Source organism: Eggerthella sp. AM16-19 (assembly GCF_003474385.1).
GTDB lineage: Bacteria > Actinomycetota > Coriobacteriia > Coriobacteriales > Eggerthellaceae > Senegalimassilia.
In genome coordinates, this window is the sequence record NZ_QUCY01000018.1 from 6654 (window position 1) to 29896 (window position 23243).

The window sequence follows — 23243 nt, forward strand, 5'->3', positions numbered from 1 at the left end:
CGGCGTCCATGATCGCGTTCACGGCGTCCTCGGCGAGGCGCCTTACGAGCTCCCTCAGGTTCACCGACCCGTCCTCGAACCTCGGCATCGCCGGCTGCTCCCGCACGCTTTCTGCTAGACTCTCCATTGCGGTCTTCGTCCTTTCCAAGAATCCGTTATGTCGCAATTCCGGATTCTAGGGCGAAGGCCGTTTCCCTTCAAAGCCATCTCGATCCGCTTCGCTTACACCAACTTTTCCGACACGATCGTCACTTCGCATCGTAAAAAATCGATATCGCCATAAAGATGCGTCTTCGATGCGATTAATCATGAGATTCCAAAAACCATCATTCATAGCAAACGAAAAGCACCCGGATGGGTGCTTTTCGTTTTAGCGTCTAGTTTGCGCGGGTCGGTCCACGCTACTCAGTTTTCTTGGCCGCAGCCTTCTTCGCGGTCGTCTTCTTCGCCGCAGGCTTCTTGGCAGCCGTCTTCTTCGCCGGAGCCTTCTTGCCGGCCGCCTTGGCTTCCTTGGCCGCGGCCTTCTTCTCGGCTTCGATCTCCTTGCCCGGGCAGCTGAAGTTCGGGCACAGCTTCCATGGGCCGCGCGCGGTCGTGACGATGACCATGGACGCGCCGCAGTGCTCGCAAACCTCGTCGGTGGCCGTGATGGCGCCGTACTGCGGAAGCGGGTAACCCACGCCGCACTCGTCATAGTTCTCGCAGCGGATGAAGCGCTTCAGGGTACGCGGGTTCTTCTGCGCAATGAGCTTGGCCGTCTTGCCGGCCTCGGCGCACTTCGGGCACTCGCCCACCACCACGTCGGGTTCCTTGTTCGTCTCGCAGTTAGGATCGATGCACAGCGTGCGCGGTTTGGAACGGAACGCCGTCACCTTCACCTGGGGCATGCCGCACGTCGGGCACGGGTCGGGCAGAGACTCCACCTTGCCCTTCGGCAGCGGATAGGTGACGTCGCAATCCGGCCAGCCGGCGCAGCCGATGAACATGCCGCGCGTCTTCTGCGAAACGCGGATCTGCAGGTCCTTGCCGCATTTGGGGCATTTACCCACATAGGCGTCGGCCGCCACGGCATCGGCCAGAGCGTCTTTGACCTCTTCGGAATGCGGCAGCAGGTTGGCAAGCTGCTCGGAGAGCAGATTGCGGCTGTTGGTGACCACCGCGTCTTTGGTGTTGCGGCCCTCGGCGATGTTGTCCATCTCCTCTTCCAGCTCTGCCGTCATCTGCGGATGCGTGATGTGCGGGGCGAACTTGTCAAGGGCGTCGCAAACCGCCATGCCCAGCTGGCTGGGCTCGATGGGGTCGTTCTGGATGTACTTCACCGTGTACAGGCGCTCGATGATGCTGTGGCGCGTGGACTTCGTGCCCAGGCCCAGCTTCTCCATCTCCTGGATCAGCTTGCCCTGGCTGTAGCGCGCCGGCGGCTCGGTCTGCTTCTTCGTGCACTCGGCGCCGTTGAAGGCGATCTTCTGGCCCTCGGTCATAGCGGGCAGCTGCTCGTCCTTCTTCATGCCGTACGGGTAGATGGCGCGATAGCCCGGCGTCACCAGCACGTCGCCCTTAGCCGCAAAATGCTCGCCGCCTACTTCGAGCGTGACCTTCGTGCCCTCCACCACGGCCGCATCCGACAGCGTTGCCAGGAATCGGCGCGCGATGAGGTTGTACAGCTTGTAATCGGCCGGAGCCAGGTCGTCGGGCGTGGCCTTGGCCGTGGGATAGATAGGCGGATGGTCGGTGGTCTCCTTCTTGCCGCGCGTGGCGTGCAGCTCGCCAGCGGAGAGCAGCTGCTGGCAATACGGGGCGTACGCCGGGTTGCCCGAGATGGTCTTCACCACTTCAGCCAGGTCGAGCGAGCTGGGATACACCGTGTTATCGACACGCGGGTAGGAAATGTAGCCGTCCATGTACAAGCTCTCGGCAATGCGCATGGTGCGCGCAGGCGAAAGACCTTCTGCCGATGCCGCGGCCATGAGGCTGGTGGTATTGAACGGCACGGGCGGTTGCTGCTTGCGCGTGCGCTTCTCCACCGCCGCCACCGTGGCGCTTGCCGCGCCGGTCACAGCGGCCATAACCGCCTTCGCCGCCGCCTCGTCCTTGAAGCGGGCCGTGGAATGCGACGCCGTGAAGGCAAATTCGCCGTCGCCGGCAGTGGAGCCGGAGGTCGCACCGGCGTCGAAGGCGCCCTTGATCACCCAATAGTCCTCGGGGATGAACGCCAGGCGCTCGCGTTCGCGCGCCACGATCAGCGCCAGCGTGGGCGTCTGCACGCGGCCGGAGCTGCGCACGTTGCCATAGCCGGCGAACTTCACGAGCGTAAGGTAGCGCGTGAGCACCGCGCCCCAGATCAAGTCGATGTCCTGACGGGATGCGCCAGCCGATGCTAGGTTCGTGTCAAGCTCCACCAGGTTGGAGAACGCGTGCGTGATCTCCTCTTTCGTGAAGGCGCTGTAACGGGCGCGGGAAACCGGTGCCGTGGGATTGACCTCCTGGATGCACGACAGCGCATCCGAGCCGATCAGCTCGCCCTCACGGTCGAAGTCGGTCGCGATGACGATGGAGTCCGCCTTCTTCGCCAGGTTCTTCAGGCTGCGGATGATCTCCTTCTCCTTCGGGAGCTTCTCGATAGGCGCGTAAATCAGATACGGCAAGGCGTCCATCTTCCACGCCTTCAGCTCAACGCCGTCCTCGATGAAGGGCTTTTTCTTTTTGAACGGCGGGCGCGCCAAACTTGCGGGCAGCTGCGCCGGGATGGCCTCGCCCTCCGCGGTGACGCCTCGCCAGCCGCCGCGCTTCTTATATATAAGAGTAGGCGTGAAATCGGGCTCTAAGATATGGCCGCGCAGGCCGATAGTCACCCATTCCTCGCCGTCCACCTCGAACCGGTACACCGGCGTGGAATACACCTTGTCAGCCTTGGGCTTTTTCACGCCCAGCAACGCCGCGATCTTCGTCGCCGCGTCGTTCTTCTCGGTCACCACCAGCTTCATGCGGCACCCTCCTTGCCTGCTCCGGCCGCCCTTGCAGCCTTATCGTTCACACGGTTGCCCCATTCGTAGTTTTACGTGTGCGGGGATAATAGCGCCGCGCGGCGGAACGTCGCGGGCGGCGCAGGGGGTACTATACACGATTGACGGCGAGGATGAGCTTGCGATTCTGCGCGAGCCGCCCGCAGGCGCCCCGAACGACGCAAAACAGGCCGCCTTATACACGACGATACCGCGAAATTGCAGAATGCGTGTTGATTTCGTCGGCGGAGCGCGAAGGAACCGCGATGGTTTCGAGAACCTTGGTCCCCGCTGCCCGCCTTCGCGTAACCTTAGCATCAAGGAGCCGTCGAACCGCCGCATCTTCGCAGCGCAATCGCCGTATCACAGCATCACCGACGGCATCCTGCCCGTACGTAGCAACATGGAGGCCGCCCATCGGACGGAAAGGGAGCGTCGCATGGTACGAAAAGCACTGGGAGTTTGCCTTGGGAGCATTCTGGTCGTTTGCGTGGGCATAGGCTGCGCAAGCGCGTTATTGCCCGCCACGTCCACCGCAGCCCCGGTTGCAAACGCCGCAAGCAGCGTGAAAACCACCGCCATGAACTCCGCTATCGACGCATCGGGCGTCAAAGACGCCGTTTCCGATGCGCTTCTGGCCCACACCTGGGACATCGCCAACGCCACGGGCATCTCATCCTCTCAGGTGCAAACCTGCATCGAGAACCTCGACATCAAGGATTGGCAGGTGGCAGACCTTCCCGCCAACGCCGTGCCCGCCAACACCGTATCCGGTTCCGCCGCGGGCGTCCTCGCCACGCTCACCACCTACAACACCCCCGGTTACGTCACGGTAAGCGCTTACGGCCAAAGCATCGACCTTGCCGTCCCGGCCGCCGCACAGCAATACCTCCCACTCATCGCCTGCGCGAACCGATAAGCGCAACGCAAATGGCGCAAAGCCCTTTCCAACCGAAAGCTCGAAAGCCTGCCCAAGCATCGCCTTGGGCAGGCTTTCTCTTTGCACGCATCGCGATCCCGTTCAGACTCCGAAGCCTAGGCTTCTAGGGCAAGCCCATGTCCCGATACGGTGCATTAACGCAGCGAAAAGGGAGGGCGGCTTGCAATCCCCTCGCAAGCCGCCCTCCCTTTTGCTTATAAAAACCTGTCCCGCCTACGCCTGAGCGCCCCTAGCAGCGGCAGCGGCTTTCGCCGCTTCAAGCTCCTCGCGCTCAAGCACCTGCTGCATTGCGGCGATGGCGCACTCGAGCATGCCGTCGTCGGGCTCGTTGGTGGTCAGATACTGCATCTGCATGCCCGGCCACAGCACCACCTTCACCAGCGGGTTTTCCGGATGGCTGCCCGCCCAGCGCACGGTGATCTCGTAGCTGATGCCCGCGATAACCGGCATCAGCGCTATACGCGCCGCAATGACGAGCGCCAGCTTCGGGGCGCCGTCGGGCACGCCCCACGCCGAGATGAGCGCGTTGAGCGGCGTGACGGTGTACACCAAAATGGCGATGATCATCACCATGATCAGAAACGCCGTGCCGCAGCGCACGTGCAGCCGCGGGAACTGCCGCGCGTTTTCCGGGGTGAGCGGCAGCCCATGCTCGTAGCAGTGGATGGTCTTATGCTCGGCGCCGTGATAGCCGAACATGCGCTTGATGTCGCTCATGCGCCCGATCAGCCAAATGTAGAACACGAACACGGCCACGCGCAAAAGGCCGTCCACGATGTTCCAGGCCAACGTGTGCGCATCGTACTCGCCCACCAGCAGGTTCGTGATGAACGCCGGCGCCACGATGAACAGCACCACGCCCATCAGCAGGCCCAGCACCATGGAGAATGCCATTTCCTTCTTGCCGAATACCGCATCTCCGTCGGACTTCGCCGCAGGCTCGCTTGCGGCCGCGGCGGAAGCAACAGGCGCGGGGACCGGCTTGGAAACCACCTCTAGCGAACGCTGCGCGCCCAGGGCGTCGATCATGGTGTCGGGGCGGCCGAAATCGTCCTTCCAGGAGAACGCTGCGTCGGCAGGCCCGGGCACGGGCGCTTCGCCGTCAGGATCGCAAGCGTTCGGGTGCACGGCCGAACAGGCATCGGCATCGCCAGCAAGCGGATGCAGCGAAGCGGCGCCCACGCCCGCCATGGCGCCCTCGGCTCCCGAAGGCTCGCAAGCCGCAGCCTTCGCAGCCATTCGGTCAGAGCCGGTCGCCTTCGCTCGCTGCGTAGAAGTTGAATCGGCATCGCGTTCCTCGTCCTCGTTGAACGCATGGAGCGCGGCGATCTCAAGCGCCTTGTAGCCCAGCACCAGCGATTCCACCATGGCACGGCAGCCGCAAACGCATGGCCAATACATCCAGCCGTTCTTCTCTTGGCCGCTGGCAAGATCATGAGACTCCTCGTACACGCCGCCATCCGGCTCGCGCACCCCTACGGCCCAGTTGTACTTGCCACGCATCATCACGCCTTCGAGCAGCGCCTGACCGCCCACGTGCGTCTTGCGCGCGCCATCCTCGGAAAACGCTCGGGAAAGATCGCTCTTAGATTTCGCCACGTTACTCACGCGTGACTTTCGGATACGGGTTCCCGCAGGTCATCTTGCCCTCCGGGCACGTACCGCGCACGCACGGCGCGCCGGCGTCGGCGAAGATGAACGGAGCTGTGGGGCGCGCCAGCTCCAGCATGCGATGCGCCATGTCGCGGATCTCCCATTGAGCGCGGTTGCAGCATCGCAGGCTGAAGAAGTGCAGCAGCTCGCGAACGTTCATGGTAATGACGATCTTGCTCTCCGCGGCGTTGGGCAGCAGATAGCGCGCGTCTTCGGCGGGCACGCCCGCCTCGAGCAGCGCATGGTAGGCGTCCACCGCAGCCTGGATTGCCTTGTCGAACGCCTCGGATGCCTCGGCATTGCTCGCGATGCTCTCAGGCTTGACCACCGCCACATCGCCCGTGAACTTCACATAACGCTGGCTTTGCTGGTTGAAGCTGGCGATGCGATGGCGCACGAGCTGATGCGTGAGCGCTCGCGACACGCCGTCGACGGCGAACGTGTAGCTTGCATGCTCAAGGGTGCTGAAATGCCCCGAGGACATGATGGTGGTAAGCACGCTCTTGATACGCTCGGGCGGCATGGTCTCCATCAGCTCGGCAGCGCCCACGGGCGCATAACACAGGCGCGCGGCCGTGGCGATGGCGCGCTCCGGATCAGGGGTGTGGTAGAGCAGCTCTACGTGCATGGTATGCTCCTTATCTGAGAACGATTGCCCGGCCCTCGCATAGCAAGCCCCGCAATCGGATACTATGGAAATACACGCTAACGAATATATCGGCCGCCAGGCCGTTTCATGAAGGGGATGCTCAAAATGGCTGGAAAGAACACGTCCGAACCCGCCTCTTCCTTCGAGCAGGCGGAGCGCTCCCACCGCGACCTCACGGGCACATCCGCCGACCAAACGGGCAGCAGCCGGCTCGACCAGGCCCCGGCATCCACCGGGCCATTCGGCGAGAGCGATCCAGCCAATGAAATCGGCACCGAACCCGCCATCAACGTGCAGCCGTTTAACCCGAAGCTCACCACCACCGATTGGAACGCGGAATGGATGGCTCTGCAACAGGCGCGCCGCAAGGCTGACGACCCCTCCTACTGGGATTCCCGTTCCCATACCTTCCCCACCAGCACCGAGCCCAGCGCTTATGCACGACGTTTCATCGAGCTGGCGGATATCCACCCTAGGGAAACCGTGTTCGACATGGGATGCGGCACCGGAGCCCTTGCCGTGCCGCTCGGGCTGGCCGGCCACAAAGTGGTCGCTGCCGATTTTTCGCGCGGCATGCTCGACCGTATGTCGGAAGCGCTTAAGCAGACCGAAGTCCACACGGTCTTCCCCATGCAGCTGAGCTGGGAGGAAGATTGGGCGGCTAAAGGCGTGCGCCCGGGCATGGTGGATGTATGCACCGCATCCCGCAGCATCGCCACCGCCAACCTGCGCGACAGTCTGCTGCGCCTCACCGACATCGCGCGCCGGCGCGTGTGCATCACGCTGGCCACCGGTTCGAGCCCCCGCACCGACGAGCGCATCATGGCAGACCTCGGGCTCAAGGACGCGCTGTGCCCCGATTACCTGTACGCCATCAACATCTTGGCCGCAGAAGGAATCCTCCCCCAGGTCGACTTCATCCGCTCCGAGCGCAACGACTCCTTCGACACCCCCGAGCAGGCTGCGGAAAGCCTGCGCCGCATGATCGACGGGGCAGCCGGCGCCGTCGTCGGCGAGCAGCAGCGCCAAGCCGCCTACGCGCGCTTGCACGCCTGGCTCAACGATAACCTCGTGCCCAACGAGCACGCCGGATCGCCAGACGGCCACGGCGGCGTGCAAAAGGCGCTGCGTCTGCGCAACCCCCGCGTGATCACCTGGGCCTTCATCGCCTGGGACAAGTAGCCCTTCTCAAACGTGCGCCGGCCTCTAAGCAATGTGGTGCGACCCTCGCAGCAACGCACGAATCGCGCTTTCGCGTTCGACCAACCTCAACCGACTCATGCAAAACAAACGGCCGCGGAAATATCAGCGGCCGTTTCTCGTTTCGCTATGCAAAGGCAAATGCGCTCACGCAAATCCATCATGCCATGTCGGACGCATTAGGGACGTAACGCTATCTGTCCGCTCCCAACAGCGAACCCACACGTCCTCGCGCCAGCATGCTCGCGCCCAAGCCCGTTTACGCCACTTGCGTCTTCGGAGCGTACTGCTTCGACGTCTCGCCGAAGAACACCTCGTACCAGCACAGGAAGCAGTACACGTTCCAGATGCGCATCATCTTGAGCTTGGAACGGCCCTCCTGCGTGCTGAAATCGGCGCTGCGATGGTCGTCGAGCATCTTCATCAGGTAGTCAACGTTGAAGAACTCGTGCGCAGCGGGGCTGGTGAACGCCTCTTTGATGCGCTCGTAATACAGGTCGGTCTGCAGCCACACGGTCAGCGGCGTGATGAACGGCTGCTTGGGCATGTCCGCCACCTTCTGCGGGAAGCCCAGATGGGCTGCCGCACGGCGCAGCGCGTACTTCGAATGCTCATCGGTGACACGGCAGTCGGTGGGCAGCTGCAGCGCCACATCGAGCACCTTCTTGTCCAGGAAGGGAACGCGCAGCTCAAGGGAGTGCGCCATGGACATGCGGTCGGCCTTCAGGCAGATGTCATAGGGCATGTAGGAGACCATGTCCACGTACTGCGTCTGCGTGATGACGTCGCCGCCGCCCGTCTGCACCGCAGCCTCGTCGAAGTGCGGCTTGCACCATTCCCACGGCTTGCACGGGCCGTTGTAACCCTTCAGCACGTTGGGGATCTCGTCCCACATGTAGTTCATGCACGCGCGCTGATAGCTTTTCTCCGGGCCGCCCGAACCGCGCATGGCGAAGTGACGCCCGTGGAACGGCGGCAGCTTCTGAGCAACCGCGCCGCCGGCCGCGCGCAGCGCACGGGGCACCTTGAAGTACTTGGAGAACTCGTACTGGTCGTGGTAGATCCAGTAGCCGCCGAACAGCTCGTCGGCGCCCTCGCCGGACTGCACCACCTTCACCTCTTTGGAGGCAAGCTGGCTGACGAAGTACAGCGGGATAGCCGACGGCGCACCGAGCGGCTCGTCCATGTGGTACTGCTCGGTGGGAACGATATCCAAGAACTCCTTGGCCGTGACCTGCACGTCCTTGTTGGAAAGCCCCGCCCACTCGGCGAACTCGCGCGCATCTTTCAGCTCGTCCAGCTTGATCTTGAAGCCGGCGTTCTCGGCCTTGTCGCGCTGCTCCTCGCTGCCGGTGATGTCGTAGCCCACGGAGAACGTCTTCACGCCCTCGTCGTGATGCTGGCCCATGCAGTACGCAGCCAGCGAGCTGTCGATGCCGCCGGACAGGAAGCTGCCGATCTCCACGTCGGCGATCTCGTGGGCACGCACGCTCTCGTCGAACGTGTCCTTGATGATGTCGGCCCATTCCTCAAGGCCCTTGGAACGATCGATCTTGTAGGTGATCTTGTAGAAGCACTCGATAGTGGCCTTGCCGTCCTTGAGCACCATGAAATGACCGGGCGTCATTTTATGGACATCCTTGAACATGGTCTGCGAGTCGTTCATATACTCGAAGCACAGGTACTGCGGCAGGGCCTCGCGGTTGAGCTCCTTCTTGAAGCGCGGGTGCGCCAGGAAGGACTTGATCTCGCTACCCCAGATCAGACGACGGCCCTCATGCTGGTAGTACAGCGGCTTGATTCCGAAGATATCGCGCGCAAGCACCAGCTGCTTTTCCTTAGCGTCCCAAATGGCGATGGCGAACATGCCGCGCAGGCGCTCGAACACGCCCGTGCCCCAAGCCTCGTAGCCGTGCACGATGGTCTCGGTGTCGCCGTTGGTCTTGAACTGATAGCCCATGCCCTCAAGCTCGGCGCGCAGCTCCTGGAAGTTGTAGATCTCGCCGTTGAACGTGACGGTCACGCTACCATCGGCGTTCTGCATGGGCTGGTGGCTGCCCTCAAGGTCGATGATGGACAGACGGCGAAAGCCCATAGCCACATCATCGTTTACGAAAAAGCCCTCATCATCAGGGCCGCGATGGATAATGCGATCCGCCATGTCCTTGACGATGGCGCGATTGACGCTCTCGTCGAAATCAACGGCGGTGAATCCCACGAATCCGCACATGCTTTGGAAAGCTCCTTCTCTTACAGGTTCGCCGACCGGCGTTTATGCATTCGCTCATCATACGCCACCGACCCGCCCTATGGGCACTTTCCACGAAACGCGCGTCACGCCTACGCGCAATTGCCGGCGTGTGCGATAATGCAAGGCTGCATACGTTATCGGGTCTCAAAGGAGATTTCATGACCGCAAACGTCGATTCCGCACCTATCACCTGCACCGAGGATGTGGCGCGCTTGCTGCAACCGGTGGTGGTAGGCGGCGATATCCTTGCATACAGCTACGTGCGCGAGCTGCATCGTGCCTTCGGTATCGAACGCACCATCGTGCTCGCCACGCAAAACATCAAGATGCTCTCCGAAAGCCGCTTCACCGACTATCGCCTGGAGCCGCACATCCACGAGCAGGAAGGCCTGTACAACGCGCTTGAGCGTATCGCCCGGGAAGTTCATGGGGCGCACCCGGAGAAGACGCTGCTCATCTTGGGCTGCGACGACTGCCACGCCCGCATGCTCTCGCAGGGCAAGCAACGCCTGCAGGACCTTGGCTACGTGGTCCCGTACATCGATTTCCCCCTGCTCGACAACATCACGCAGAAGCGCCGCTTCTACGAAATTTGCGAGGAGCTCGACATCCCGTTCCCGAAAACCTGGTACTTCGACTGCGGCAACGGCCCCGATGAGCTGCCCGTTGACGAGTTCCCTTACCCGCTTATCGCCAAACCTTCCAACTCGGCCCAGTTCCAAGACGCCGAGCCCACTATCGAAGGCTGGCGAAAGATCTACGAAATCGAAAGCCCCGAAGAACTTGCGCAGGTTTGGCGCAGCATCCGCACGTCGGATTACAACAACTTGCTGGTGCTGCAGGACTTCATTCCTGGCGGAGACGACGCCATCCGCACGCTCACCACGTTCTCGGATGCCTCCGGCGACATGCGCGTGGTCGCAGGCGGCGTGGTATGCCTGCAGGACCACGATCCCACCGCGCTCGGCAATCCGCTGTGCATCATGGGCGAACGCGAGGAGGCCATTATCTCCTGCGCCAAGCGCTTCCTGTCGCATGTGGGCTATCGCGGCTTTGCCAACTTCGACATCAAGTACGACAGCCGCGATGGCAGTTTCCGCTTCTTCGAGGTGAACACGCGCTGCGGGCGCAACACCTACTACATGAGCCTTGGCGGGCAGAACTTCGTCGAGCTGATCGTGCGTGAGTTCGTGATGGGCCAGCCGGTAGAGTATCACGAGGCCTATAACCCGTTCTTGTACTGCTGCGTGCCCGCCTATGTGCTCAAGCGCAGTATGGACAACCAGGAGCGCCTTGCTCAGGCCCTGAAGGCGTTGAAGGCAACCGACGAGCCTTACCCACTGCATTACGCACCCGATTCCTTCAAGCACAACATGTGGGCGAAGATCATGCACCTGAACCAGATTCGCAAGTTCAAGCGGTTCTACTGGGACACGAACGGAAAGCAGCTGAAGTAGAAGGCCTTGCCAATTCTCTTCCCGTAAAGCTAAGGGGTGCAGCGCATATGCACGCTCACCCCTTTACTATGCATACCTTGGGCACTTGCTACAGAGGACGCCTATGGTCTGGTTCGGTGGTGAGAATCACAGGTCCGTCTTCGGTAATGGCGACCATCTTCTCGAAGTGCGCGCTGGGCTTACCATCGCGCGTGCTGACCAGCCACCCATCCTTGCCCTGAAGTACTTTTCTTGTTCCCATATTGATCATAGGCTCGATAGCCAGCACCATGCCAACTTGAAGCTTCATTCCCAAGTGCCTATGTCCATAGTTTGGGACGTTCGGCTCTTCATGCATGTTTCTGCCAACGCCATGGCCAACATACTCACGAACTACGCCGAACCCGGCATTCTCGGCAATTGATTGCACAGCGTGCCCGATATCGCCTAAATGGTTGCCAGCGACAGCGCAATCCAAACCTGCCCACATGCATTCCTCGGTAACCTTGAGGAGCTTTCGTTTTTGCTCGGAGATCTTCCCAACCGCGAACGTCCAGGCGTTATCCCCCACCCAGCCATCAACCGTTGCACCGGTATCGATACTGAGAATATCGCCATCTCGGAGCACAACGCTCTTCGAGGGTATGCCATGAACGATCTGCTCGTTTACCGATGCGCAGATCGTTCCCGGAAATCCACCGTAGCCTTTGAAAGCCGGGATTCCCCCGTGTTCGCGGATATAGGTTTCGGCGAACTCATCAAGCTCCAAAGTAGAAGCACCGGGCTTTACCAACTCCCCTACCTTGCGCAACACTTCGGCGGAAAGCTGCCCTGCAGCCTTCATAGCCTCAATCTCACCCGGAGACTTCAAGATAACCGACATAGCCCATGCTCCTAACCCTGTAGCTTCAAGAACTGCAATCCGCAATCCGCAATCAAGCCAATGGTATCAAACCCATTTGTTATCTAAAGCGCTATGAACCCGCAATCTAGTTTCCGAAAGCCAATTCGCAGCTCCTAAGACAATGTTGGCTCCATCCGCGCACCTTAGGCCCTTCAATGAACCGCAAAGGCTTACTCAAGTCAACACTCTACCGCTCCCCGCTTGCCGTACGCGAATGATAAAGACGTCCTTTAGTCCCACCAGCTCGTAGCCCAAGCATTCAATACATATATGGATTCCTGAAACAGATATCCAATATGACACTCAACCAGCACGATGGATGCTAATGGGCAGCTTTAAACACTGCACATGCGCTAGCCTCATCATTGCTCGAATACTTGCATTTGTCATTTGCGAATCGAAGAACGCATATGCCGCTCTGAAGTATTCGCAGTATATGAAAAGAGCGGCCCCGAAGGACCGCTCTTTATAAGCTGAAATGGCTGAGATGCTTATTCAGCAGCAACCGTGTAGTTCTTGTTCACGGAAGAATCAACAGCAACACCCGGGGTCATGGTGCCGGAAACGCTGACGGACTTGACGTACTTTCCCTTAGCAGCAGCAGGCTTCATGCGCAAGATCTCATCGTAAACAGCACCGTAGTTCTCAGCGAGCTGCTCGGGGGTGAAGCTGGCCTTGCCGATGATGACATGAGCAATACCGTAACGGTCAGCGCGATACTCCACACGGCCGCCCTTGAGCTCCTTGATAGCCTGAGCAACGTTCGGGGTGACGGTGCCGAGCTTCGGGTTCGGCATCAGACCGCGGGGGCCGAGAATCTTGCCCAGACGACCGACCTTGCCCATCTGGTCAGGAGTAGCAACAGCAGCGTCGAAGTTGAACTCACCAGCCTGGATCTGAGCAGTCAGCTCGTCGGTACCGACGATGTCAGCACCAGCCTCACGAGCAGCGTCAGCTGCAGCGCCCTCGGCGAAAACAGCAACACGGACGGTCTTACCAGAGCCGTTCGGCAGGGAGACCGTGCCACGCAGCTGCTGATCAGCCTGACGGGTGTCGATACCCAGGCGGAAGTGAGCCTCGATGGTCTGATCGAACTTGGTAGTGGCGACTTCCTTCACCATTGCAAACGCCTCAAGCGGAGCGTAGATGGCATCGCCGATCTTCTCGACGGCAGCGCGGTAAGCCTTGGAATGCTTTGCCATGATAGTTCCTTTCGTGGTTCGTAGCGAGCTTATGCGGCTTCTAACGCAAAGCCCTTCCACTGTCCAAAATCAAATGCATCAAACGATGCGAAATTCTTAAGCCTCGCCCCTGAGGACAGCGGCCAGCTTCTTAGAAGGCACGTAGGTCTTCTTCATCTCAACGCCCTCGACGCGCACGCCCATGGAACGAGCGGTACCGGCAACGATGCGCATAGCAGCATCGATGTCATTAGCGTTCAGGTCGGGCAGCTTGATCTCAGCGATCTCGCGGAGCTGATCCTGGGTAAGGGTACCCACGAACTTCAGCTGCGGGATGCCGGAAGCAGACTTCAGACCCAGCTTCTCCTTGATCAGCACGGCCGCCGGCGGGGTCTTGCAGACGAAGGTGAAGGACTTGTCCTCGTACACCGTGATCTCAACAGGGATGATGGTGCCCTTCTGCTCCTGCGTCTGAGCATTGAACGCCTGGCAGAACTGCATGATGTTGACACCCTGAGCACCCAGAGCCGGGCCGACGGGCGGGGCCGGATTCGCAGCGCCAGCAGGAATCTGCAGCTTAACGAAGCCGGTAACTTTCTTCTCAGCCATTCTAATTACCTTTCAAAATGCTTTTGCACTATATATCTTCACAGCCTAAGGAATGAGAAGCCCCGGTCCACGCGGGCACGCCTTAAAACTGCAGAGACCATTCTATATGCAGGAAACCTGATCGAACGAAAGCTCCACCGGGGTTTCACGACCGAAGATCGAAACCATAACCTTCACCTTACCGGCATCAGGCATAACCTCTGAAACAACGCCATCAAACTCGGCCAGAGGACCGGAGACGACCTTGACGGCCTGCCCTGTCTCAAGATTAGTAGAGGTCTTCTTCGGGGCTTCGTGACTAGTACGCCTCATAATCTTGTTGTACTCGTCACGAGTAAGCGGCGCGGGCTTGCTATCAGCGCCGACAAAACCGGTAACACCGGGAGTATTGCGAACGGCAGCCCAGCTACGATCATCGAGTTCCATGCGAACCAGCACGTAACCGGGAAATACCTTCTTTTCGCTTTCCTTCCGACGACCGCCCTCTTTAATCTCGGTAACGGTCTCAGTAGGAATCTCAATAGCGAAGACATTGTTCTCAAGACCCATGGTTTCGATGCGGGTTTCAAGGTTCGTCTTCACCTTGTTCTCATAGCCGGAGTAGGTGTGAAGCACATACCACTTCTTCGACATGCCTTAAGCCCCCAATCCGGAAATCAAAAACAACAGCGGCGTGATAATGCCATTGTCAAGAACAGCAACGTAAATACCGAAGAAGAGAAGGGCTGCAACCACCACAACACTCCAGCGAAGAACGTCCTGACGGCTAGGCCAAGTAACGCGCTTCATCTCAGCCTTGACATCCCTGAGGAACTGAAAACGCTTCTTCTTGGGCTTAGCAGCTTTCTTCTCGGCTTTCTTTTCAACAGCCTTGCTCTGCTTAGCGTCTTTTGCGGAATCAGCAGTCTGGGAAGATTTACCGAAAAGCTTCTTCTTAGGAGCTTCGGTATCAGCGCTTTCGCCCTGGGCCTGCTTCAATGCCTCGGCTGCTGCTTCGGCCTGACGAGCTTCCTTACGAGCGGCACGAGCGGCAGACGCCTTCGCACGCTGAGTTTTTGATTTCTTAGCCATCTGATTCCTTTAGGTATCGTTTTACCTCTAAACGCCAAACAAGCAGCCTGGCATCAAGCTGCTGATGAATTTAGCAACCTGACTACAAGCTGCTCGCTATTCGAGCTGGCAGGCCAGGAGGGACTCGAACCCCCAACATGCGGTTTTGGAGACCGCCGCTCTACCAATTGGAGCTACTGGCCTATGCCCGTGCTAACCTCTGAAAACTATCGGGTTTCCTTATGCAGCGTGTGCTTCTGACACCACTTGCAGTACTTCTTCAACTCGATACGATCAGGGTTGTTCTGCTTGTTCTTCTTGGTCGTGTAGTTACGGCGCTTGCACTCCGTACACGCCAAGGTAACCATCGTGCGCATGAACTCTCCTTATAAGCCGTATTCAAACAAGCTTGAACGCATACACATGAATCTTAAGAAAGGGCCCGCCCGAAAGCGGGCCCTTTAAAAGCTGCAGCTTAAACTAAGCGATGATCTTGGTCACTCGACCAGAACCAACGGTGCGGCCACCCTCACGGATAGCGAAGCGGAGGCCTTCCTCCATTGCAACCGGGTGAATCAGCTCAGCGGTGATGGTCACGTTGTCGCCAGGCATAACCATCTCGGTGCCCTCGGGCAGGTGAGCAACACCAGTGATGTCGGTGGTGCGGAAGTAGAACTGCGGACGATAGCCATCGAAGAACGGGGTGTGACGGCCGCCCTCTTCCTTGGTCAGGATGTAGACCTGGCCCTCGAACTTCTGGTGCGGGGTAACGCTACCAGGCTTGCAGAGAACCTGGCCGCGCTCGATGTCCTCGCGCTTGATGCCGCGGAGCAGGCAGCCGATGTTGTCGCCAGCCTGAGCCTCGTCGAGCAGCTTACGGAACATCTCGATGCCGGTGCAGACCGTGTTCTGGGTCTCCTTGATACCGACGATCTCCAGCGGGTCGTTCACATGCAGAACGCCACGCTCGACACGACCGGTAGCAACGGTACCACGGCCGGTGATGGTCATGGTGTCCTCGACAGCCATCAGGAACGGCTTGTCAACGTCGCGCTCCGGCGTGGGGATGTAGGAGTCAACAGCGTCCATGAGCTCCCAAACCTTGTCCTGCCACTCCTTGTCGCCCTCCAGGGCCTTCAGAGCAGAACCACGGATGACCGGGATGTCGTCTCCGGGGAACTCGTACTCGGACAGGAGTTCGCGGGTCTCCATCTCGACGAGCTCGATGAGCTCCTCGTCGTCGACCATATCGCACTTGTTCAGGAACACGACGATGTAGGGAACGCCGACCTGACGGGCGAGCAGGATGTGCTCACGGGTCTGAGCCATGGGGCCGTCGGTAGCAGCGATAACCAGGATAGCGCCGTCCATCTGGGCAGCACCGGTGATCATGTTCTTGACGTAGTCAGCGTGACCAGGGCAGTCAACGTGAGCATAGTGGCGAGCATCGGTCTCGTACTCGATGTGAGCAATGGAGATCGTGATGCCACGCTCGCGCTCCTCGGGAGCCTTGTCGATGTTCTCGAAGGCGGTGAAGTCAGCGTGAGCGGTGCCATGGGAGCCGTCGTTCTCGGACAGCGTCTTGGAAATAGCAGCAGTCAGCGTCGTCTTACCGTGGTCAACGTGACCGATGGTGCCGATGTTAACATGCGGCTTGGAACGCTCGAACTTCTCCTTAGCCATGTTTCATCCTCCTTATAAGGATCGCTTTCGCGAAACGAATCTAAAATAAAGCGCCCGATAAATCGGGCGCAGTGTAAGTATTGGTAGCGGTGACTGGATTCGAACCAGTGACGCCACGGGTATGAACCGTGTGCTCTAACCAACTGAGCTACACCGCCAAAAAGCTGGAGCCTGCGATCGGACTTGAACCGACGACCTCTTCCTTACCAAGGAAGTGCTCTACCGACTGAGCTACACAGGCGAAAGATGGTGGGCGCGCTAGGATTCGAACCTAGGTAGACAGAGTCAACGGGTTTACAGCCCGTCCCCTTTAACCACTCGGGCACACGCCCATGTTTCGCTGCTTAATTCATGTGCATTTATCAAGCTGCCTGCTTGCGGATCGGTGAGAACCCGAACGCGCGAGCAGTGGAATCATACGCTAGCTGAGAAACCGTGTCAACCCTTTACACGGCCCCGGGTGTATCCTCTTCAAAGCTTCACAAACTTTGAATCCTTATCACCCGTTGCTGTAAGCTGTTCGGCTTTCCAGCAGGCGTTCCACTTCGAAGCTCGCTGTCGTGAGCTCCGCAAGCGAAGTAGTATATTACGGGATAGTAGACGTTGTGGCAACCCCTTTTTTCAACTTTTTTTGAAAGATGGGGCCTCTTTGCACGTGCAGGGCTCCTCCATTCGTAAGGCAAGTATTGTTTTCCCTGTTCAGCTTTATGCTAGCACCATTTTGCCGTCAATTGAGCGAATCTCATCCTGTGCCCTGCCCTCCATTACGTTATCGGCAATGAAGCCTCCGCAGCCATTGGACCCATCACTTCCCTCCTACGGTATTGCACGTTGCCTATCGATCACATGCCCAAAAACAAATCGGGGGAAGCCCCATATGCCTCCCCCCGATTACATGCTAATCAGACTATGCTCTCTAGAATCTATTCCGTCTAGAACTGCAGTGCGTTCGTAAAGTTTGACCACGAAAGCGAGTCGGTATTGCGGACGCATGCGCCGAACGTGGGAGCATGCACATAGGGAGTTCCGCCGTAGCCGCCGGCGATTCCCACGTGACCGTAACGCCACAGAACGTCGCCAGGACGTGCCTCGCTGACGGATACCACTCGGGTAGCGCGAGCCATCTGAGACTCGCTTTGGTGCGGCAGCTCGATGCCAAGCTGACGATACGCCCACGTGACCAGACCGGAGCAATCGAAAGCATCAGGCCCCTCGGCACCCCATTCATAGGGACAGCCGATACGTGAACAGGCGTAGGAATATGCGGCGCTGTTGTCGCCGGCAGAGCCGCCGCCGCTGGGATAAACGATGGTGCTGCCGCCGCCCCAGCTGCCGCCACCGCCGCCGTTGCCGCCGCCTTGGTTATCGCTGTAGCCGCCATCATTGCCGCCATCATTGCCACCGCCGTTGTCACCACCGCCGTTACCGCCGGCAGCCGCAGCTGCAGCCTCCGCCTCTGCCTGCGCCTGGGCAGCCGCTGCGGCAGCGGCCGCAGCCTGCTCCTGCTCAAGCAGGGCACGCGCCTCTTCGTCGAGGGAGTTCATAAGGTCGGTGGCGTTTTGCACCTTGACCTGAACCTCGTCGTGAATCTGTTTGCATTCCGCGGCCTTCTGGGCAGCGATCTGCTCTTGGCGGGCAAATTCGTCTTTGGCGGCCTGAAGCTGCTCACGAGCCGATTTGGTCTGGTCAACCAAATCGGCGTCGTTGGCGTTGATCTGGTTCAGCAGCTCCCAGTTCTGCGTGAACTCGGCAAAAGAGGATGCGCCGAGCAGAAAGTCGATGAACGTGGTGGAGCCGGAACGGTACATGCTGCGGGCACGCGTGCTCAGGCGATCTTGCAGTCCCTCGATTTCCTGCGTGGTCTCGTCGATCTTGACCTGCTGCTCATCCATGGAGCGCTGAGCGCGCTCTTGCTCGTCAAGAGCTGCATAGTAATTTTCGCCGGCAGTTTCAAGATCGGCCTGCAAGCCGACAAGCTGGTTGCGAACGGCATCCGCCTCGGCCTGCTTTTCAGCGGCCGTTTCAGCAAACGCGAACTCGGGGATGATAAGCGACGTGGCGCCAAGCGCCGCTGCGCCGCCGATAAATGCTCGCCTGCTGAGATCGATTATAGATTGGCTCATCCAAGAACCTCCTAGATTGAGCTTAGGTACTGTGATTACGGGCAATAGCATCGCATATGATAGCACGGAGAACGGTTGCAGGAAAAACGCTTGTGTGCTTGCGTTCATAAAACCAGTTCACGTGTATGCTTTTACGCAAACCCCCGAAACGCAAAACGGGAAAGGGAGCCCAAGGCCCCTTCCCCGTCGAAATACCTACATATGTATCGCAGTTGCTACGCAGCCGCAGGATTCACATCCTCGTCCATACGCGCCTCAGTGTAGTGGTCGAACTCATCGTAAATCTCCTGCGAGGGCTCTGCCGTGAGCTTCGACACCACGAAGATGCACGCGAGCGAGATGATGAAGGCGGGCAGAAGCTCGTAGATGCCGAACACGCCGCCGAGCGGCTTGATGAGGTTGTGCCAAACCACTACCGTGATAGCTCCGCCGAGCATGCCCGCAAGGGCGCCGGGAAGGTTCGTGCGACGCCAATACAGGCTGCACAACACGAGCGGACCGAACGAAGCGCCGAGGCCGGCCCATGCGTAGGAGACGACGCGGAAGATGACGGAATTCTCGTCGAAGGCGATAAGGATGCCGATGATCATGACCACAGCCAGCGTGATGCGGGAGACGATCATGACCTGACGATCGGTGGCGTCGCGCTTGATGATGCCGCGGAAGATGTTCTCGGCAACCGAGGAGCCGGTGATGAGCAGATACGACGAAGCAGAGGACATGGACGCCGCCAGGATGCCGGACACCACCACGCCGCACATGAAGGCGGGCAGAATCATCTGGGCGATGACGATGAAGATGTTCTCAGCAGCCGCATTGGTGCCGAAATAGGTGGGCAGCATGGCGCGACCGATGAAGCCGATGCACAGGGCGCACACCATGGAGATGACGACCCACACCACGGCGATGATGCGCGATTGACGAACCTCTTCAGCTGAGCGGATGCCCAAGAAGCGCACGAGCACCTGCGGCATACCGAAGTAGCCAAGGCCCCAAGCCAAGGTGGAGATGATGGTGAGGATGCCGAAATCGGTAGGCTCGCCGAACAGCGGCTGATCGCCCTGGACCGCCTGCAAGCCCGTAGCAGCATCCATGATGGGCGTGGTGAGCTGCCCGCCGTTCAAGAAGCCGGGGATGTTCTGCAGGAAGGCCACCGTCACATCGACGCCGCCGACGGAGGCGATAGAGCCGATGAGCACCACGGCAAGCGCGAAGAACATGAGACAGCCCTGGATGAAGTCGGTTGCCACAACCGAAAGATAACCGCCCACCAGCGTGTATGCGAACACCACCACGGCGCCGAAGATCATCATGGCCGCATAGTCGATGCCGAACAGCGTGTGGAACAGCTTGCCGCAGGTGACGAAGCAGCTGCCCGTATATACGCAGAAGAACAGCAAGATGATGACCGCCGCCACCGTGGACAGGATGTTCTTCTTGTCATGGAAGCGGTTGGAGAAGAAGGCCGGAATGGTGATGGCATGCACGCGCTCGGAGTACTGGCGCAGGCGCTTGGCCACGAACAGCCAGTTCAAATACGTGCCGATAGCAAGGCCGATGCAGGTCCACATGGCCTCGGAGGCGCCGAAGAAGTAAGCAAGACCGGGGATGCCCATGAGCAGGTAGCCCGACATATCGGAGGCCTCGGCGGAAAGCGCAGTGAACCACGGGCCCACCTTACGACCGCCGATGAAGTACTCATCGGTAGAGGAGTTCGAGCGCTTGGCGTAGGAGAAGCCCACCGCCAGCACCACGACGAAGTAGATAACCATGGCCAAAACGACCAGCAAATCATTCGATTCCATGTTCTGTGCCCGCCCCTTATGCCGTTTTCAAGCCCATCCCCCAGGCAAACCGCACGGCCCTCCAGCCGGCATCGCCGAAATCCGGGAAACGGACGCATTTAACGACCGGTCGATTGTTTACATTGACGCTGGGATTATACTTGACTTTGCCTACCTCAGGTAGGTGTTTTCGATTGTTCTCACCCCGCAAACGGCGAAAGGATGCACCACGATGCCAGCTTACGCAGAGCTTGCCCACGAAGCGTTGGAATCAACGCGCGATGCGCTCACCCGCGAATACGAGTCTTTCAAGGCGAAGGGGCTGGCTCTGAACATGGCGCGCGGCAAGCCCTCCCGCGCACAGCTTGACCTGAGCATGCCCATGCTCACGTGCATCGTCGATGTCGACGACTGCACCGCCGAAGATGGCACGGACTGCCGAAACTACGGCGTGCTCGATGGCATTCCCGAGGCGAAGCGCCTTATGGCCGCCATGCTCGACGATGACGCCGAGCATGTGATGGTGTTCGGCAACTCCAGCCTGAACATCATGTACGACACCATGGCTCGTTGTTGGATGTTCGGCACGCTGGGCCATACGCCTTGGTGCAAGCTTGACGAGGTGAAATGGCTGTGCCCCTGTCCGGGTTACGATAGGCACTTCGGCGTGACCGAGGCCTTTGGCATCAAGATGATCCCCGTTGCCATGAACGAGGACGGCCCGGATATGAACGAGGTAGAGCGCCTGGTTGCCGAAGATGCTTCGATCAAGGGCATCTGGTGCGTGCCGAAGTATTCCAACCCCAGCGGCGCAACCTATTCCGACAAGGTGGTACGCCGCTTGGCCGGCATGCCTTGCGCGGCCGACGACTTCCGTATCTTCTGGGATAACGCGTACGGCATCCATCACCTGAGCGACGACGCAGCGCAGCAGGACCAGCTGCTCGATATCCGCCGCGCCTGCGATGATGCCGGAAACCCCGACCGCTGCTTCAAGTTCGCCTCAACCAGCAAGGTCACCTTCCCTGGCGCAGGCATCTCGGCCATGGCGGCAAGCAGCGCCAACATCGCGGACATGAAGGCGCATATGAGCCCGCAGATCATCGGCCACGACAAGCTCAATCAGCTGCGTCACGTGAAGTTCCTGCACGATGGGAAGGGCTTGGCGGAGCACATGGCCAAGCACGCCGCCATCCTGCGCCCCAAGTTCGAGCTGGTGGACCGCAAGCTGTCCGAGGGCCTGAGCGAAATCGGCGGCTGCACCTGGAGCAAGCCGCGCGGCGGGTACTTCGTCTCGTTCAACGCCCCCGCCGGATGCGCGAAGCGAATCGTGGAGCTTGCCAAAGACGCCGGCGTCACCATGACAGGCGCAGGCGCCACCTGGCCGTACAAGCAGGACCCGGCGGACAGCAACATCCGCATCGCCCCCAGCCTGCCGCCCGTCGAGGAGCTGGATGCGGCGCTCGACGTGTTCGTTTGCTGCGTGAAGCTGGCGTACGCGGAGAAGCTGCTGCAGGATTAAGCCGAACGCCCTGAGCAGACGGTCGCTTTCGATGGGAGACCCGCCATCGCACCAAGGCAACAGGTTCACTGGCTTTCATGCCTGAACCCGCACGCCCCGCTAACGCGATAAGAGGCATTTCGTTCGCAAGGGGCGCACCGCTCGCCAACATATATATAGGTAAGGCCCGCTCGATTGAGCGGGCCTTCATTGCGTTTGCTTCAGTTCGCGTTAGTTAGCTTGCTTCGCTGCATTCCATTCTTGCACGAGTTCTTGAGCAGCTGCATGCGGGTCGGGCGCGGCGCATACCGCGGATACCACGAAGAAGCCGTCGACGCCGGTTTGCGCAACGGCTGGGATGTCCGCTACCTTCACTCCCCCGCCAACCACGATGGGAACGGGGCTTGCCTGATGAAGCGCCGCCAAGTCTTCGAGGCTTTTCGTGATAATGGTGCCGTCCGCCGCCAAGCCGCAGTCGGTTTTCGTCGGCGTCTCATGCAGCGGGCCGACACCCAGATAATCGACCAACGACATATCGGCGGTTTTCACGTACTCGAGCATCTCGTCCGCGCGAGCGGAAAGACCGACCACCGCATCAGAACCGAGCAGGGCGCGGCACGCCTCGACGGGGATATCGGTCTGGCCAACATGCACGCCATCAACCTTTATTCCCTGCTGACGAGCAGCATATACCGCATCCAGGCGATCATCGATGAGCAGCGCCACGCGGTCTTGCGCACCGGCCTGCCGTATGACCTCGGATGCCTGGGCCGTGTAGGAGATCAGTTCACGAGCCGAGCACTCCTTCGAGCGGACTTGCACGCAGGTGAACCCTGCCGCGATGGCCTGAGCCACCACATCGGCAACGGGTCGGCCCAAGGTGTTTTCCGGACCCAGGACCAGATATGCGGAAATATCCAGATTATCTCGCATGCTCATGCTATTCCCCCTTTTCGGCATCTCCGTCGGCGACGTCGCTTTCAAGGATTGTGTCGACGCTTCGAACCTTCTGCTCCATCATGTTCTCGAACCCAGGGCGCACATCGGCCTTCAGGATAACCTCGGTGCGGATACCCTTCTGAGCCAAGACGAACGTAGCGTTGCGAACCACGGCCATGACCTCGTCCCATTCGCCTTCGATCTCGGTGAACATCGAATAGGTCTTGTTGGGCAGACCCGATTCACGGATGACGCGAACCACCTCTGCCACCTCGGGTGCAAGCTCATCGCCCACGCCGAACGGGGCGATGGCCACGGCAACCAGCGTGTTCACGATG

19 protein-coding genes and 4 tRNA genes are annotated in these 23243 nt (G+C 59.6%); 4 read left to right on the forward strand and 19 right to left on the reverse strand.

Annotated features, from left to right (window positions below; all coding sequences use genetic code 11):
* Window positions 1-401: 401 nt before the first annotated feature.
* Window positions 402-2984 (reverse strand): DNA topoisomerase I, encoded by a 2583-nt coding sequence (locus DW178_RS07815; protein ID WP_118350442.1) that lies wholly within the window; start codon window positions 2982-2984, stop codon window positions 402-404.
* Between the two features lie 457 nt (window positions 2985-3441).
* Between DW178_RS07815 and DW178_RS07820 the strand changes: the two genes are divergently transcribed.
* Window positions 3442-3921 carry a hypothetical protein gene (locus DW178_RS07820; RefSeq protein ID WP_147363835.1) on the forward strand — a complete coding sequence of 160 codons (480 nt, stop codon included), beginning with the start codon at window positions 3442-3444 and terminating at the stop codon, window positions 3919-3921.
* A gap of 234 nt (window positions 3922-4155) precedes the next feature.
* On the opposite strand, the gene DW178_RS07825 is transcribed toward DW178_RS07820, so the two are convergent.
* Together DW178_RS07825 and thyX are read right to left on the reverse strand one after the other, a co-directional pair.
* Entirely contained in the window at window positions 4156-5541 is a 1386-nt protein-coding gene (locus DW178_RS07825; RefSeq protein WP_118350444.1) for a DUF1385 domain-containing protein, read from the reverse strand.
* Between the two features lies 1 nt (window position 5542).
* Window positions 5543-6223 carry an FAD-dependent thymidylate synthase gene (gene thyX / locus DW178_RS07830; RefSeq protein ID WP_118350445.1) on the reverse strand — a complete coding sequence of 227 codons (681 nt, stop codon included), beginning with the start codon at window positions 6221-6223 and terminating at the stop codon, window positions 5543-5545.
* A 126-nt stretch (window positions 6224-6349) separates the two neighbouring features.
* On the opposite strand from thyX, the gene DW178_RS07835 reads away from it, so the two are divergent.
* Window positions 6350-7426 (forward strand): methyltransferase domain-containing protein, encoded by a 1077-nt coding sequence (locus DW178_RS07835; protein ID WP_286168601.1) that lies wholly within the window; start codon window positions 6350-6352, stop codon window positions 7424-7426.
* A gap of 277 nt (window positions 7427-7703) precedes the next feature.
* Here the strand turns inward: DW178_RS07835 and asnB are convergent, their stop codons facing one another.
* Complete coding sequence (gene asnB, locus DW178_RS07840; RefSeq protein ID WP_118350446.1) at window positions 7704-9674, reverse strand: asparagine synthase (glutamine-hydrolyzing); 1971 nt, start codon at window positions 9672-9674, stop codon at window positions 7704-7706.
* 179 nt (window positions 9675-9853) lie between these two features.
* Between asnB and DW178_RS07845 the strand changes: the two genes are divergently transcribed.
* The gene (locus DW178_RS07845; protein WP_118350447.1) at window positions 9854-11152 is read left to right on the forward strand and encodes a carboxylate--amine ligase; all 1299 of its coding nucleotides are present in this window, start codon (window positions 9854-9856) and stop codon (window positions 11150-11152) included.
* 88 nt (window positions 11153-11240) lie between these two features.
* Here DW178_RS07845 and map read toward each other — a convergent pair whose 3' ends face one another.
* The 13 genes from map to DW178_RS07910 all read right to left on the reverse strand — a co-directional run bounded on the left by map (window position 11241) and on the right by DW178_RS07910 (window position 20486).
* On the reverse strand, window positions 11241-12014 hold the full coding sequence (gene map / locus DW178_RS07850) for a type I methionyl aminopeptidase (RefSeq protein WP_118350448.1): 774 nt from the start codon (window positions 12012-12014) through the stop codon (window positions 11241-11243).
* A 512-nt stretch (window positions 12015-12526) separates the two neighbouring features.
* Window positions 12527-13237 carry a 50S ribosomal protein L1 gene (gene rplA, locus DW178_RS07855; protein ID WP_118350449.1) on the reverse strand — a complete coding sequence of 237 codons (711 nt, stop codon included), beginning with the start codon at window positions 13235-13237 and terminating at the stop codon, window positions 12527-12529.
* A gap of 96 nt (window positions 13238-13333) precedes the next feature.
* Complete coding sequence (gene rplK, locus DW178_RS07860; protein ID WP_118350450.1) at window positions 13334-13825, reverse strand: 50S ribosomal protein L11; 492 nt, start codon at window positions 13823-13825, stop codon at window positions 13334-13336.
* A gap of 102 nt (window positions 13826-13927) precedes the next feature.
* Entirely contained in the window at window positions 13928-14458 is a 531-nt protein-coding gene (gene nusG, locus DW178_RS07865) for a transcription termination/antitermination protein NusG (protein WP_118350451.1), read from the reverse strand.
* Between the two features lie 3 nt (window positions 14459-14461).
* Window positions 14462-14896, reverse strand: coding sequence for a preprotein translocase subunit SecE (gene secE / locus DW178_RS07870; protein ID WP_118350452.1), 435 nt, complete (start codon window positions 14894-14896; stop codon window positions 14462-14464).
* 106 nt (window positions 14897-15002) lie between these two features.
* Window positions 15003-15079, reverse strand: a tRNA-Trp gene (locus DW178_RS07875).
* A 23-nt stretch (window positions 15080-15102) separates the two neighbouring features.
* Window positions 15103-15252, reverse strand: coding sequence for a 50S ribosomal protein L33 (gene rpmG / locus DW178_RS07880; RefSeq protein ID WP_042434722.1), 150 nt, complete (start codon window positions 15250-15252; stop codon window positions 15103-15105).
* Window positions 15253-15355: 103 nt separating this feature from the next.
* Window positions 15356-16558: an elongation factor Tu gene (gene tuf, locus DW178_RS07885; protein WP_118350453.1), complete on the reverse strand. Its 1203-nt coding sequence runs from the start codon at window positions 16556-16558 to the stop codon at window positions 15356-15358.
* Between the two features lie 81 nt (window positions 16559-16639).
* A tRNA-Met gene (locus DW178_RS07890) sits at window positions 16640-16716 on the reverse strand.
* 7 nt (window positions 16717-16723) lie between these two features.
* A tRNA-Thr gene (locus DW178_RS07895) sits at window positions 16724-16799 on the reverse strand.
* Window positions 16800-16805: 6 nt separating this feature from the next.
* Window positions 16806-16890, reverse strand: a tRNA-Tyr gene (locus DW178_RS07900).
* 600 nt (window positions 16891-17490) lie between these two features.
* Complete coding sequence (locus tag DW178_RS07905; protein ID WP_118350454.1) at window positions 17491-18681, reverse strand: coiled-coil domain-containing protein; 1191 nt, start codon at window positions 18679-18681, stop codon at window positions 17491-17493.
* A gap of 215 nt (window positions 18682-18896) precedes the next feature.
* The gene (locus tag DW178_RS07910) at window positions 18897-20486 is read right to left on the reverse strand and encodes a sodium/proline symporter (protein ID WP_118350455.1); all 1590 of its coding nucleotides are present in this window, start codon (window positions 20484-20486) and stop codon (window positions 18897-18899) included.
* A gap of 211 nt (window positions 20487-20697) precedes the next feature.
* Between DW178_RS07910 and DW178_RS07915 the strand changes: the two genes are divergently transcribed.
* Window positions 20698-21987 (forward strand): aspartate aminotransferase type Ic, encoded by a 1290-nt coding sequence (locus DW178_RS07915; RefSeq protein WP_118350456.1) that lies wholly within the window; start codon window positions 20698-20700, stop codon window positions 21985-21987.
* Between the two features lie 210 nt (window positions 21988-22197).
* On the opposite strand, the gene DW178_RS07920 is transcribed toward DW178_RS07915, so the two are convergent.
* A complete protein-coding gene (locus DW178_RS07920) occupies window positions 22198-22905 on the reverse strand; it encodes a thiamine phosphate synthase (RefSeq protein WP_118350457.1) in 708 nt (235 codons plus the stop codon).
* Between the two features lies 1 nt (window position 22906).
* A complete protein-coding gene (locus DW178_RS07925; protein WP_118350458.1) occupies window positions 22907-23239 on the reverse strand; it encodes a thiamine-binding protein in 333 nt (110 codons plus the stop codon).
* Window positions 23240-23243: the final 4 nt, after the last annotated feature.